Annotated in this window: 9 protein-coding genes; 1 reads left to right on the top strand and 8 read right to left on the bottom strand. The window is 40.0% G+C overall.

The genetic code is table 11. From position 1 onward, the window contains the following. Positions 1-6 precede the first annotated feature (6 nt). The 3 genes from NML69_RS03370 to pitA are packed head-to-tail and all read right to left on the bottom strand — an operon-like array spanning position 7 to position 4,414. Complete coding sequence (locus tag NML69_RS03370) at positions 7-1,272, bottom strand: FctA domain-containing protein (protein WP_302851684.1); 1,266 nt, start codon at positions 1,270-1,272, stop codon at positions 7-9. Next, positions 1,272-1,823, bottom strand: coding sequence for a PI-2 pilus system signal peptidase SipA (gene sipA, locus NML69_RS03365; protein WP_125440946.1), 552 nt, complete (start codon positions 1,821-1,823; stop codon positions 1,272-1,274). The genes NML69_RS03370 and sipA overlap by 1 nt, the downstream gene beginning before the upstream one ends. After that, positions 1,823-4,414, bottom strand: coding sequence for a PI-2 pilus tip adhesin PitA (pitA, locus tag NML69_RS03360; protein WP_254725296.1), 2,592 nt, complete (start codon positions 4,412-4,414; stop codon positions 1,823-1,825). The genes sipA and pitA overlap by 1 nt, the downstream gene beginning before the upstream one ends. Positions 4,415-4,772: 358 nt before the next feature. On the opposite strand from pitA, the gene pepT reads away from it, so the two are divergent. Further along, positions 4,773-5,996: a peptidase T gene (pepT, locus tag NML69_RS03355; RefSeq protein WP_254725295.1), complete on the top strand. Its 1,224-nt coding sequence runs from the start codon at positions 4,773-4,775 to the stop codon at positions 5,994-5,996. Positions 5,997-6,032: 36 nt separating this feature from the next. Here pepT and NML69_RS03350 read toward each other — a convergent pair whose 3' ends face one another. From NML69_RS03350 to NML69_RS03330, 5 genes are all read right to left on the bottom strand, one after another. Then, the gene (locus NML69_RS03350) at positions 6,033-9,080 is read right to left on the bottom strand and encodes a pneumococcal-type histidine triad protein (protein ID WP_302851683.1); all 3,048 of its coding nucleotides are present in this window, start codon (positions 9,078-9,080) and stop codon (positions 6,033-6,035) included. Positions 9,081-9,093: 13 nt separating this feature from the next. After that, positions 9,094-10,011 (bottom strand): metal ABC transporter substrate-binding protein, encoded by a 918-nt coding sequence (locus NML69_RS03345; RefSeq protein WP_254725293.1) that lies wholly within the window; start codon positions 10,009-10,011, stop codon positions 9,094-9,096. Between the two features lie 195 nt (positions 10,012-10,206). Beyond that, complete coding sequence (locus NML69_RS03340) at positions 10,207-12,744, bottom strand: pneumococcal-type histidine triad protein (protein ID WP_254725292.1); 2,538 nt, start codon at positions 12,742-12,744, stop codon at positions 10,207-10,209. Between the two features lie 253 nt (positions 12,745-12,997). After that, positions 12,998-14,731 (bottom strand): phosphoenolpyruvate--protein phosphotransferase, encoded by a 1,734-nt coding sequence (ptsP, locus tag NML69_RS03335; RefSeq protein WP_254725291.1) that lies wholly within the window; start codon positions 14,729-14,731, stop codon positions 12,998-13,000. A 5-nt stretch (positions 14,732-14,736) separates the two neighbouring features. Further along, on the bottom strand, positions 14,737-15,000 hold the full coding sequence (locus tag NML69_RS03330; RefSeq protein WP_000146948.1) for a phosphocarrier protein HPr: 264 nt from the start codon (positions 14,998-15,000) through the stop codon (positions 14,737-14,739). Positions 15,001-15,277 lie beyond the last annotated feature (277 nt).

Here is a 15,277-nt window from a genome sequence, read left to right as displayed (position 1 = left end):
ACTTGCTTAAGCTTGTCTGCGTTTTTTAGACAAAACAACAAATCCAGCCAAACCAAGACCAATCATCAAGATGAAAGGAAGGTTGTCAATCAAGAGACCAGTAGGGGTAACGTCTGGTAAGCTATTTGTGATAGTGTTATCGTTTGGTTTTTCACCAATAAGGATACTATCTTGAGTGAAATTTGTAGAAACTGTACCAGCTTGATTTTTTGATGCTCCGTTCTCCTTATATGCAGCTGAAGCTGTGTAACCTTGAGATCCAGTTTCAACCAATTTATAACGAGTACCAGCAGGAATTGTGTCAAACACCAAAGATTGATCGTGACGTAGTGTTATAGTCGTTTCTTGACCATAGACAAATGTTTTTGAGGTTTCACCGATTTTACCAGTGATTGATTGTGAAGTTTCTGTAGATGCTTTTGTGAAAGTAAGCTTGAAAGTGAAATCTTTTGATTTATCTGCAGTAGCACCTGATACAACTTTTTTAATTACTAAAGATTTAGCATTTGGGTCAACTTTTGAAACATTTGGTTTATTAGGGTTTGGTTCATTTGGATCTGTAATTTTACCAGCATTTTTACGATAAATGTTAGTGAAAAGATCATATTTGTAAGTAGTTCCACTTTCAGATGGTTTTACTTTACCATTCACACTTGGGGATACTTGTTTAAAATACACAGAAGAAATATATGTTCCTCCTGTAGTTTTGTTCTTAACAATAACGTGCATTTCATAGTTGCGATTATCATATGTCATAAAATCAATAGGTGAACCATTTTTTTGAATAACTTTCCAACCAACATTTTGTTTTTCAGCAACAGTATAGACATATTCACCAGCATGTGTATAGTTCACTTCTCTAAAAATATCGCCGGTATCTTTCTTAATGTTAGTTTGGCCAGTTGCTAAAACGTCTGTTCCAGAATAAGATACATTTTTATCTGTAATTTGACCATTAGAAGAATCAATTGTTTCATAGGGTGCACCATTTGATGATGTACCAGTTTTAGGGGTGAAAGTAAATGTAAAAGTTGCTTCAGGTGTTGTAATTCCTTCCGCAATGTTCAACACCTTATTAATAGAAACTTTTGCACTTGTTTCACCAGTTGCTTTGGCAGTCGCCACATCATTATCATCCGCAAATGTTGGCACTCCTCTAAAGACCGACAAGGCGGTTACAGCTGCAATACTTGCAGTAACTAATTTTTTCAAAAATGTTTTTTTCATGATTATTCCTTTTATTTTTAAATTTCTTTTTTCATAAATTATCATCAAAAGCCCCGTCGCCTTAGGACTGTTACCACCTTGCCATGGGTATCCTGTATAGGAATGGTTCCAAAAGCACGGCTATCTACAGCCGTTGTTCGATTGTCTCCGAGGACAAAGAGTTGTCCTGCTGGGACTTTCATTGGGAAGGTAGCCCCTTCCTTATAGAGCAGCGTTTCTTTGTAGATATCCTGCTCTTGTTGAGGAGAACCGTTGATGATGAGACCATTTTCGTTTATATCGATCGTACTTCCTTCGGTCGCTATGACACGCGCCACTCTTTCCTTGCCCTTATAACTATAGACGAGCAGATCACCAATCGAATAACGTTTATCCAACCTATAGTAGACAACCAAGTCGCCATCTTTTAAGGCTGGCTTCATGCTATCGTCATTATATCTCAATAGTCCAAAGACAAAAAAGTAAAGGGTGGCCAGTACAAAACCAACCATCAGAAGCTTACTGACTAAGTAGAGGATATCTCCCCATACACTCGGCGGAGACTTATCCCGATTGACTTGTGTTACTGTTTTCTTATGTTTCTTTTTAAGTAGCATTATTTTCTCCTATGTACCACTAGATATCCGAGTAGGAGTGTAAAGAAGATTCCTCCTAGAGGAAGAATTATTCCTAACACGAGTGTACTGCTGAGGAAGTCAACTCCGGTTTCAGGCACGCTATTCTTATTATTCGTGACTGTCGCAGACTTATCCCTATCTAGCTCGCCTTCTTGATTTTCATAAGATACCTGATATCCACGCGAAGAGTTTGATTCCTCTTCAATAGTGTAGTGACTATTGAGTGGAAGTCCATCAATTTTTATGGTTTGATCTTTGTTTAGATCAATAGACGCTCGACCATTCGTAAATTGCAGAGGGGTTCTTTTATTATTCACCGTTGCAGTATAGGTTCCATTCAATGGACTGTTCTGAGCATCCCTGATGTTAATGGTAATCTTGAAGGATTTTAATAGATTGGCAAATACGCCTGTAACTTTTTTTGTGACTGATAAACTTGGAAGCTTGTGATTCGTAACAGTGCTGGTTTCGTCTTTATTCAGATCTCCCTCTTGATTCTCATATGTAACGTGGTAACCGTTCGTTGATGCCGCTTCTTCTTCAACCTTGTAATGGGTTCCCCGAGGAAGATAGCTTAGAATACCTTTCCAACGCTTTCGTTTTTCGACACGGATCTCCGCTTCACCATTCACAACAGTTATCTCTCCGAAAGTTCCATTCAATGGAGTAGAATCAGGAGAGGTTAGTTTTACCTTAATCCTAAACTCCTTGTTCAAGTTATTTTCAGCTTCCAACACTTTCTTAATCGTCAGACTTGGCAATTGTTTATAGATTACCTTGAAGGATGGTTTAGTTTCTGTACCAACATTTTTTATTTCTTTGGTAAAGGCTGGGACGTCCGGTGCAATTAAATCGTATTGATATCCTTTGGCAACTTTTTCAAAGTTCCTCGTTTCATTAGATTTATTTTTTTCAACAGTCACATTGGTCTTTCGATAGTCTTGATTGTCAGAACCTCCGTTCTTGTTCTTTTGAACCAGTTTCAGCTCAACATTACTCGGTTGATCAGCTGTAATAACAGTTCTCGCACCCGTCACACCTTGCCATTCAACTTCCACTGGTACCGTTAATGGATCTGAAGGCTTAAAGGTTGGGTTGTCAGTGTATTCTTTGGTCTTGGTTTGGGAGGTGCCTATTCCATAGGAATAGGTGACACTGGCACCTTTATTGGAATAGAGTTTATTGACATCAGAACCTTCAGCATCACCAGCCTCTATCTTCTTATCACCAGCAATGGCATCCAGAGCATCTTGACTAGATGTAACAGTAAATTTGAGGACATATCTAGCTCCATCTTCTAAGGAATAATTAGGAGAAAAGTTAGCTGTAACTTCCACTAATCCTTCTGAAGTTGTTTTGGTATCAAAAGTTACTTGATTTTCAGTTAATGTTTCACTGCTACCATCCTTTTCTTTCACTACACGAAACTCTGACGATCCGTTCGGTAATAGCTGAACATACTTAGAAAGAACATCTTTGATAGTCACATGGTGGATTCCCAGTGGCAGAATCTTATCAGTGATATCTTTGAAACTGTCTTGTAACTGGTCTTCATCATTTGCAGAGAATATTTCATTTGGAATGGAGGCATTATGTTGCCTCATATAATATTGCAGACTGGTAATACTGTCGACATTGTTTGAATAACGAAATTTAATCGAATAGAAACCATCAAGTGTTGGAGCCAAGCTATATGATAGACTATTTAGATTATTGTTTAATCTATCCCAAAACCACTGGGGAGCTGTTTCGATATTAGGATCTTCGTTATTGTAGTTATATATAGTGTAACCATTGGCATCGTAGACCATATTCGCAAAGCCATCTGAAAGCAAAATAACGACTTTCTTAGCATTAGATCTTGCACTTCCCATTAACTGGTTGGCCAAGGTTAATCCAGCCCCAATATTGGTCCCGGTACCAATACCTGACTCAGTACCAATGGAATTACCTCCTGCAATACTCATGTTGTATACCGCTGTTTTAGCAGCACGAGCATTGTTACTCCATCCTAAAATCGTGTTAGCATCATCCCATGGTGAAACGCCATCATAGTATTTTGTCATCCGTTCATAGGGCCAGTATGGTCTAAAAAGTCTCCATTTATTTCCATCCCAATACTGATCATTCTTTTTATTGTCAATTTTCCCACCAAATCCTACCATAGATAAACGGTTATTAGAATTGGATAGAATGGTATCAATTAAGCCCTTACGACCATTTGTTCCTCTTAGAGTATTTTTCAATGCGTCAATCCGACTGATCGTCCGTCCATCAAAAGATTGGACATCCTGATTCTGCATACTTCCTGAGAGGTCTGCTACTAAAACAACATCCAAGGGATCCGTTTGGGTTTCTGTTCCCAGTTTGGACGTGATATCCAATGACAACTCATACTTGTCATCCTGTCCCGATATCGGAGTAATTGTTTTATGAAGGGTTGTCTGAGGTTCTGTAGTAGAATCAGCATTTAACAGGCTTATCGGAGCACACAAAAAGAGAATAGCTAACAGTGTAACTAAACGGCGCGCAATAATTTGAACTTTCTTAAAATCGAAGCGAATGTTCATTTTATTCTCCTTAACTAGAATGTACTAATATTGTTACTATATCAATCTAGGACATTTACAAGATAATTGTACAATAAAGTTCACGCAGTGTCAATTAATATGATTAATTTTATATTATGTTAATTAATAAAAGAGTATGATTCTTCTTTGTCTTTCAAACTATTCTATGGTAAAATGAAAAAAGAATAAAAAAATCTCATAAAATATCAATGCATATATTTTATTCTAGAATATCCAAAATTTCATTTAAAAGTCTATTGAATTTGAATTATTATATTTTTTCAAAATTCATGAAATTTTCAGAATAAGGTTTTTTCCGAAGTTTGCATTCTATTTTATGATTGTTAAAGGAGTTTTTATGACTTATCCGAACCTTTTAGATCGTTTCTTGACCTACGTTAAGGTCAATACGCGTTCTGATGAACACTCTACTACTACTCCAAGTACGCAAAGCCAGGTAGATTTTGCGACCAATGTTCTTATTCCTGAAATGAAACGTGTCGGTCTGCAAAACGTCTACTACCTTCCAAATGGTTTTGCTATTGGTACCTTACCAGCTAATGATCCCAGCCTTACACGCAAGATTGGCTTCATCTCCCACATGGATACTGCTGATTTTAATGCTGAGGGAGTTAATCCGCAAGTCATTGAAAATTACGATGGTGGAGTTATCGACTTGGGTGATTCTGGATTTAAACTCGATCCTGCTGATTTCAAGAGCCTTGAGAAATATCCAGGTCAAACGCTTATCACAACTGATGGCACGACCTTGCTGGGTGCTGATGACAAGTCAGGGATTGCTGAAATTATGACTGCTATTGAATATCTGACTGCTCATCCCGAAATCAAACACTGTGAGATTCGAGTTGGTTTTGGACCAGATGAAGAAATCGGTGTTGGAGCTAACAAATTTGATGCTGAAGACTTTAACGTTGACTTTGCCTATACTGTTGATGGTGGTCCGCTAGGTGAGCTTCAGTATGAAACTTTCTCAGCAGCTGGTGCTGAATTGCATTTCCAAGGGCGCAATGTTCACCCTGGTACTGCTAAAGGACAGATGGTCAATGCCCTTCAGCTAGCGATTGATTTTCATAATCAACTTCCAGAGAATGACCGACCTGAATTGACAGATGGTTATCAAGGTTTCTATCATCTTATGGATGTGTCAGGTAGTGTTGAGGAGGCGCGTGCAAGCTACATCATTCGAGATTTTGAAAAGGATTCCTTTGAAGCTCGTAAAGCAGCTATGCAAGCCATCGCTGACAAGATGAATCAAGAGCTTGGGAATAATCGCGTGACCTTAACTCTGACAGACCAGTACTACAATATGAAGGAAGTCATTGAGAAAGACATGACTCCTGTAACCATTGCCAAAGCCGTAATGGAGGATCTGGGAATCACGCCAATTATCGAACCAATTCGTGGTGGAACAGATGGGTCTAAGATTTCCTTTATGGGGATCCCAACTCCTAATATCTTTGCTGGTGGTGAAAACATGCATGGACGTTTTGAATACGTGAGTCTTCAGACCATGGAGCGTGCGGTGGATACCATCATTGGTATTGTAGCTTATAAAGACTAAAAAAGACGAGGTAGCTCAGCTACTTCGTCTTTCTTTTTATTCGTTTGGTTGAGCACTTGGCTCAGTCTCACTTTTCTCTTGCTTTTCGCTTGATTGAGAAGCAGTTGTTTCACTGCCTTTCTCAGACTTAGATTGACTGTCAGTTTCACTTGCTTTTGAACGAAGTTCTTGGTTCAAGCTAATGATATCTTTAGCTAGAGTGAGGAGACCTTCTTTATCACTACTTTTAGCTGCGAGTTGATCAAAAAGGGCATCGACACGTTCAAAGTCAGCATCAGATCCTTTGTTATCCTCTAAGTACTTGTGAAGAGAGAGCAAGATATTATAGAGTTTTTGGTAGATAATCACCGTTTGTGGATCTTGTTCTGCTTCTTTTTTCTCTCGTTGGATAGTCGCTGCAATACGATTCAAGAGATCCTCAAGTTGTGTTTTAGCTTCGTCAAGGTCTGCATTTTCCTTTTCAGTAGCCGCTTTGATATTAGCTGCTTCTTCAGCTAGGGATTGTTTGACACCATCTTCTTTGACACGTGCTAGGAGTTGAGCAGCTTTAGTTAGGAGAGCATCCACTTCTTCCTTCTTAACATGACTAACCCGCTCTTCTGGCATAAAATCACCGTAGAGTTCTTTTAGGAATTCATAGATGGCGGTCTTAGCAGTTTGACTATCTACTTTTTCCGTATCTAGAATGGTCTTACCAGCTTTTGTAGAAACGGGTTCTTCTTTGAGAGCTTCTTCTACTTCTAGCTTAGTTTGGTAAATAGTTGGGAATAACTTGTTCAAGTCGGTTGCTTTGAGGAAAGATTGTGACTGGTAAAGTTCCCATGTCAACTTGGCAACACGGTTCCGAAGTTCTTCTCTCAAACGGCCGTCAGATACATGTTCGTAGAAATACTTGATGTACTCTACTGTTGTGACTCCTGTACGATCACGGAAATCTTGCAAGGCTTGCAGTTTCGCTTCAATGGCAGCCAACTCTGTCTCATCTTGTGCTAACTTCGCATCCTGCAAATGTACCAAAAGATCTTTCTTAGGCAAGCCATAAGTATCTGTATCCAGTGTATTGATCTTATCTACAAGGGCTTGGTATTTCTTGTCCAAAGGTGATGTTTCAACTGGAGAAACACTTTGATCCACATGGATATATTGCTTATCAAAGAGATCCAAGGCTGCTAGATATCCAGCAGTTGAGTTTGTTGCCAGTTTTTTCATATTTTCGGTAAATTGACCCAAAGCAAGTTCAACCCGTCTCTGCATGATAGGTTGGTCTTTGTAAAGACTTCTGCTTTCCGCTAACAGTTGATCAACTTTAGAAAGAACAGTCTGCTCGTCAAAAGCTCCTGGCTGGTAGCTTGATTGTAAAGTAGGAATCTTGTTCTTTAAGGCTACTTCATAGCCCTTTGTTTGAACCTTAATGTAGTGATTGTGATCACCGTGAGGAATCACAAAGCTACCATTCTCAACTTGCAAACTATAAGGAGATACATTGTCACGTAAAGCAGTTGTAAAAAGTTCATTTAAGAAATCAAGTTCAGGGTCACCTGTCTGCAGCGGAATACGAACACGCTCCTTACGAACGGCATAAGGGTGGATATGAGTAGGATCATAGGCTTGATCCGGATTTCCAAAGACAAAGAATCCATTTGAAATTCGAATCGCTTCGAGCGGTACTCCGTAGGTCTGTGAGATATACTTGATTTTTTCTTCATCGCTAGCATCTCTTGAGAAACTTTCCACAGTCTTGGCAAGTGGTTGAACAGGCTCAGACTGATGATTTTCTTTCAAGTGGTTTTGGGCAGCTTTGATTTGGGCTGCAGTCAAGTCCTTCTTAAAGAAATAATGAGCGTGATCTCCATGAGAAACTACAAACCCTTGCTCATCTTCACTAATAACACGGTCAGCTGCAAAACCATGATCATGTTCTTCGTCATGATGATGGTCATGGTTCTCTCCATCGTGGTCATGATCTTCATGGTTGGTCCCCTGACTTCCATGGTCACCGTCTTGGTCATGAGGATGATCTGGTTGAGTTGGATGTTCTGCTGGTTTGCTTGGATTTTCCAAAGGTGTTGGCTTCCCGCTGTCGCTAGATAAAGGAATCATACGTGCAATCTTTTCTTCCAAGGCAGAAAGTTTTGTATACGGAATGAAATGATAGTGATTTCCATGAGGAATCGCCACGCCACTCGGTGTTCTACTTGAAATCTTAGCAGGGTCAAAAATCAAGCCATCTGATTCAGCATAACGTTGACTACTTGGAAGAGCATAGAGCTGTTGCAATAGACTCTGAAGACTCTCAGCTTGATTACTTGGTGTTTCAGCCTTTTGACTTGGATTGCTAGTTTGACTAGTTGCGTTTGGACTCGGACGATAGTCAGTCACACTCGGTTGTTTTCTAGTTCCAGATAGGTAGGCTTGAGCAGCTGCTAATTCGCTAGCAGACAAGGAACTCTTTGGAATGTAGTGGTAATGTCCACCATGAGGGACAATATAAGCATCACCAGCATCCTCTATAATATCAGATGGATTAAAGATGTAGCCATCATCAGTAGTATAACGTCCTTGTGATTGCGCAAGTGTCACTGCACTGTTAGAAGTTGGTGCATCGTGAGTATGATCTTGTTTTTGGCGTTCAATTTCGTCCTTCGTACGAACGTTATCAGCATGTGCCGCATCCTTAAGGTAAACATAATACTTACCATCCACCTTGATAATGTAGCCACCTTTGATTTCATTGACAATGTCAGCGTCTTTAAGTTGATAATTGGCATCTTTCATCAAAAGTTCTTCACTGAAAATCGCATCAAAAGGAACTTTCCCATTGTAATAATGGAAATGATCACCGTGTGATGTCACATAACCTTGATCGGTAATTTTCACAACAATTTGTTCTGCCTGAATATCTTCTTTTTTGCTAACTTGATCTGGTGTCTGAGTCTCTGTTTTTTGAGAGTCTTGCTTCTCATCGACATAAGACACACGGTTATTATCTTTGTTTCCCTCTACCCGGTGTTGGTTCAATGCATAGATGCAAAGACTTAGGGAAAGGACTAAAGCCGATCCCGCCGCAAGATACTTTTTCTTCATTTTCATCATCTCCTCATTTTAATTCTTCTGCAAGAACATTCATATTTTCTTCTAGATTTTCTAAGTAAGTTTTGTCATTTTCGGGGTCTGCTTCCAAAGGATTGAGTGTCTTTAGACTAACTCCTGTTGATTTGACCAAGGTCTCAGCGACTTTAGAAGAAGCATTGCTCTCAGTAAAGATGGTTTTAACCTTATAGGTCTTAACAAATTCCTGAATCTCTGTTAGTTGTCTTGGACTTGGCTCTTGTTCAGGGGAAATCCCTGCTATACCAAGTTGTTTCAATCCAAACCGTTTAGCAAGGTAAGAAAAGGCTGTGTGTTGTGTAACAAAAGTCTTTTGACTCGCTTTTTCAAAAATAGGCTGGTATTTTTTAGTCAATTCTTGGGCCTTAGAGATGAAATTCTTGGCATTCTTTTGATAAGTCTCTTTATTGGCACTATCAAGCTCCGAAAGTTTATCCGCAATAATCTGAGCTTCTTCACCTGCTTTTTCTGGATCTAACCAAGTGTGAGGGTCATAGAGTGTTTTTTCATCGATACCGTCACCAGCTTCTACATCTTCTAAGCCCGGTACACGCTCCAATGTCATTCCTTCAGAAGCTTCTAAAACTTTAACTTTTGAGTTTTTCAAGTTAGGATCTAGACTTCCCGCCCAAGATTCGAGCGTATGAGAGTGGTATACAAAGACATCCGCATCATAAATGGCAGCAATGTCATTCGCTGAAGGTTCAAAGGAGTGAATCCCACTACTTGACTGAATCATCCGAACATCATTTAAGTCTCCTGATACCTCTTTGACCATGGCATAGACTGGGTAAAAACTCGTTACAATCTTCATCCCTTTTGCTTCTTGTTTTTCTTTTTGACTACATGCTCCTAAGACAAGTACAAACAGACCTGCCATTAATAATAGAAATGTTCTTTTTTTCATCATTACTCCTTAACTAGTATTTAACCGTTTAATTAACTAGTAAATAGTTTATCTTTATTTACCATATATGTCAAGTTATTTTGCACATTTTCATGAAAAAATGAGAACTAGAACTCACATTCTGCTCTCATTTTTCGATTTTATCTTTTCTAGCTCTCCTGTCCTGTTTTTAAGAGTTAGAAAATGTTGTTACAACTACTTACTCTCCCTTAACAAAGCCAATAATTTTTCAGCTTCTGCCATAATAGTATTGTTGTCCTGGGCGCCAAATAGCAGGTTATTTTTTAAGCCAGTGAGAGTTTCTTTGGCATTAGACTTGATAATTGGATCCTGGATCTTTGCAAGTAGCTCTTCAGCCTCTCTCAACTTCGCTTCAACCTTTTCAGTCTCGACCTGAGGTTCTTCTGGTTCCTCTGGTGATTCTTCTTCCGGCTCCTCAGTTGGTTTTGGAGATTCTGGTTTCTCACTTTGAGGCTTCTCTTCGCGTGGCTTTTCTTCCTCAGTTTTGTCTGTCCGAGGTTTCTCCTCTGATGGTTTTTCCGTTTGATTGGTATCAGCTTGACCGTTTTGGTTTCTTTGAACATGGTCACTTGCATTGCCCCAACCACTATCTGAATGCGGACGTTCGTTTGGATGTTCGACATAGTACTTGACAGTCGCAAAAAGATCTTCTAGACTATACCCCTTAGGTGCCTCATAAAGTCCTTCGTCAAACCACTCAAATTTGATGTTATGGTAATGGTCATAATGAGGAATAATCAAGCTTCCGTTTTTGACTTCTACAGTATGTTGGAGATTGTAAGGCATACGATCAAGCGGCACCTTCTTAGCTGCTTTCACGCGGTTGTAGATAGCTTCTGCTCCTTTAGCCTCCGTGTTTCCTGAACCTTGATTATCTGTCGAAGGAGGAGTCAAACCTTTCTCTTTAGCATAAGCCTGGGCTGCCACTCTTTCGGCTTCAGACAAACTATCTTTCTTAATCCAATGACTATGGGTCATATGTGGAGTTACATAGGCATCCCCCTCATCACTGGTGATATCACGAGGATCAAAGATATAGCCATCTTCTGTTGTATACTTGCCTGCCAACTTGGCTACTTGAATCTCATCATCAGTGTAGGCAATTTGCGCATTTGGTTTCCCTAGACGTTCTGGATGACGAATCGGTGCTAGGAAGGCCAGGATATCATCCACCAACTTGATTTTATCACTTGAGGCATCATTGAGACGTTCCAACAGTTTATCCAAAGCGTCAAAATCAGCTTGGCGCCCTTTATTATCAAGTAAGTCTTGATGAACTGCTGCTAGTAAATCATAAGCCTTATTGTAAAATCCTTGATCACCAGATGGGAGGTTGGTTTTCTTAGCTCCGAGTTTATGAGCTAAACTTTCTTGCTTGACTAGTTTACCATCAATGGCTGCAGCAGTTTCTGCTGAAAGTTCCTTAGCAGAAATATAACGTGAGGTTCCATTCTCCTCAAATACATAGCCATCAGCTACTTTTCGAACCGCTTGTTTAACCAATTTTTCGTCAATTGGATTGCTTGGAGCTGGTTGAGGATTTGGTGCAGGTTGCGGGCTTGGACTAGGTTCCGGAGTCGGTTGTGGACTTGGTTGTTCTGGTCTTGAATCCGGCACCCAATGGTTTGAACGATAGCGAAGTGGGATGATGCGAGCGATTCGTTCTTCCAATTCAGACATCTGTGAATAAGGGATAAAATGGTAATGATCCCCATGAGGTACCGCAACACCTCTAGCTGTTCGACTTGTAATCTGCGCTGGGTCGAAAACAAGGCCATCAGATTCCACATGTCGTTGGCTGAGTGGCAAGCCATAAAGTTGTTTCAGAAGGCTATCAATATCCTCATAGCTTTGACTTGTTTGGCTGTCGTCGCTACTGTTGTTAGCCGTGTTCGTGTTTATATAGCTGTTGCCTTGGTTATTATAGGATGGAGTCCATCTATCTACATCGTAACTACTACTATTGCTATTGGTACGGCGATAAGTAGGCATATTTGATTGACCACTTCTACCAGATAGGAAGGCTTCTGCGGCAGCCAATTCGCTGGCTGATAACTCACTCTTAGGAATGTAATGGTAATGGTTGCCATGAGGAACGATATAAGCATCACCAGTATCCTCAATGATATCAGAGGCATTAAAGATATAACCATCATCTGTGGTATAGCGTCCCTGTGAACGTGCCAAGGCTACCGCACCATCGTTTGCTGAAGTCCCTCTTTCACGACGCTGACTGTGCTCTTGTTTTTGTCGATTGATTTCTTCTTTCGTACGGACATTATCTGCATGGGCCGCATCCTTAAGGTAAACATAGTATTTTCCATCTACCTTGATAACATAACCACCCTTGATTTCACTGACAATATCTTCGTCCTTGAGCTGGTAGTTTGGATCCTTCATCAGCAACTCTTCACTGATGATAGCGTCATAAGGAACCTTGCCATTGTAATAATGATAGTGGTCACCGTGTGAAGTGACATAGCCCTGGTCTGTTATCTTGATGACGATTTGTTCGGCATTGATGCCTTCTTTTTTACTAACCTCATCAGGAGTCAGATTTTCCGTTTTTTGTGCCGCTTGTTTACCATCAACGTAAGACACACGGTTATTTTCTTTGACCGTTCTAGCTTGATACAGTCCTAACTCATAAGAACAGACACTTAAAATCAAGGCTGCCGCAGAACCAGCAAGGTATTTTTTATTAATTTTCATCGAAACTCTCTTTCTTTTTGATATTTCTAGTTGCAATTCATTTCTAAATTGCAGAAACTCCTCTCTAAAAGTTAACTGGTTAATAGTTTACTCCTAAATCTCCAACTTGTCAAGGATTTTATGAACCGGTTAAGTATTTTTTGTTCTGACCACTACTTTTTCAAGGTTGAACTTTCTATAAGAAAGATTTTCTTGAAAATTCTTTTTAAAATATCAAAAAAATCCCTGCAACTACGTTGCAAGGACTTTTCGATTAATCAAAATTAACGTATTCTTTTTGAAGTTCAAGAACTTCTTCCATTGTTGAGCATTCTGTAAGGGCACGGTTTGCGTACTCTTCCATCTTAGCTGTATCAAGTTTCTTCATCAAGCTGCGTGTACGAAGTACAGATGTTGCTGACATAGAGAACTCATCCAAGCCCATTCCGACAAGAAGTGGAACAGCTTGTTGGTCACCAGCCATCTCACCACACATACCTGCCCATTTACCTTCAGCGTGAGCTGCTTTGATAACGTTGTTAATCAAACGAAGGATTGATGGGTTGTATGGTTGGTAAAGGTATGAAACTTGTTCGTTCATACGGTCTGCTGCCATTGTATATTGGATCAAGTCGTTTGTACCAATTGAGAAGAAGTCAACTTCTTTAGCAAATTGGTCTGCAAGCATAGCCGCTGCAGGAATCTCGATCATGATACCAACTTGGATATTGTCCGCAACTGCAACACCTTCAGCAAGAAGGTTTGCTTTTTCTTCATCAAAGACTGCTTTCGCTGCACGGAATTCTTTCAAGAGTGCAACCATTGGGAACATGATACGCAATTGACCGTGAACAGAAGCACGAAGAAGGGCACGGATTTGTGTACGGAACATAGCATCTCCAGTTTCAGAAATAGAGATACGAAGGGCACGGAATCCAAGGAATGGGTTCATTTCGTGAGGCATATCGAAGTAAGGAAGTTCCTTATCTCCACCGATATCCATTGTACGAACAACAACAGGTTTACCGTTCATTCCTTCAAGCACTGCCTTGTATGCTTCGTACTGCTCGTCTTCTGTTGGGAAGTCTTGAGAATCCATGTACAAGAACTCTGTACGGTAAAGACCAACAGCTTCAGCACCGTTGTCATTGACACCTTCAACGTCTTTTGGAGTACCGATGTTGGCAGCCAATTCAAAGTGTTTGCCATCAGCAGTTACTGTTTTAGCGTCTTTCAAGAGCGCCCATTCAGCTTTTTGTTTCGCATAAGCTTCACCAGCAGCCTTGAATTCAGCCGCTTGCTCATCAGTTGGGTTGATAATAACCTCACCTGTGATACCGTTAACGGCAAGAATATCACCGTCTTTAACGATTTCAGTGATGTTGTTTGTACCTAATACAGCAGCAATTTCAAGTGTACGTGCCATGATAGCTGAGTGGCTTGTACGTCCACCGATGTTTGTTACAAAAGCTTTTACAAAGTTTTTGTCCAATTGAGCTGTATCTGAAGGAGTCAAGTCATGCGCAATCACGATCACTTCTTCATTGATAGAAGCTGGATTTGGCAATTTTTTACCAAGGAGGTTTGCCAATACACGTTTCGTCACGTCGCGGATATCCGCTGCGCGTTCTTGCATGTATGGGTTGTCTTCCATGCCTTCAAAGATAGTGATAAACATATCTGTAACTTCTTTCAGACCTGCCTCTGCATTCACTTTCTTCGCACGGATTGTTTCCTTGATTTGGCTGATCATTTCTGGGTCAGCAAGAACCATTAAGTGAGCGTCAAAAACTTGAGCTGCTTCTTCACCGAGCGTACCTACTGCTTTCTCACGAATAACAGAAAGCTCGTCTTGTGATGCTTTTAGAGCGGCATCAAGGCGAGCTTCTTCTGCGTTTGTATCTTCGACTGTAATAGTCTCAAATGACAAATCCGGTTGAACGAGTAGATATGCTTTTGCAACTGCAACACCGTCTGATGCTGCGATTCCTTTAAGCATTTCTGTCATTTTCCTTATGCCAATCCTTCTTTTTCCATAGTTTCAGTGATTGCAGCGATTGCATCGTCAGCATCTGCACCTTCAGCTGAAATTGTAACATCAGCACCTTGGCCAACACCAAGACTCATAACACCCATGATTGATTTAAGGTTTACTGATTTACCTTTGTACTCAAGAGTGATATCTGAAGCAAATTTGCTAGCTGTTTGAACCAACAATGTTGCTGGACGTGCGTGGATACCTGTTTCTGCCACTACGTGGAAATCTTTAGAAGCCATAGTTTGACTCTCCTTTAATTGTTTCTTATTTGGATTATATGTGATAACCCTTACAAGACTGTATTATATCACCTTCTAGATAATTTTTCAAGTATTTTATGGACTTTTACTGAAAATGAAATTACTTCTTTTTCTATTAAATGAGCACTCTAGTAACTAAATAGCATATCTAAACACTAATTGTTCAAAGAATGTCATCATCAAAATTCAATTTTCAAAGCTATTTTCCCTTAATACCAATCAGAGGACAATCCTAGTAAATAATGAAATAATACTA

It is taken from the genome of Streptococcus sp. CF8-6 (assembly GCF_024295845.1).
Classification (GTDB): Bacteria; Bacillota; Bacilli; order Lactobacillales; family Streptococcaceae; genus Streptococcus; species Streptococcus oralis_BO.
Note: the sequence above shows the minus strand (reverse complement) of the source record. Positions and strands in the feature narration are given on the sequence as shown.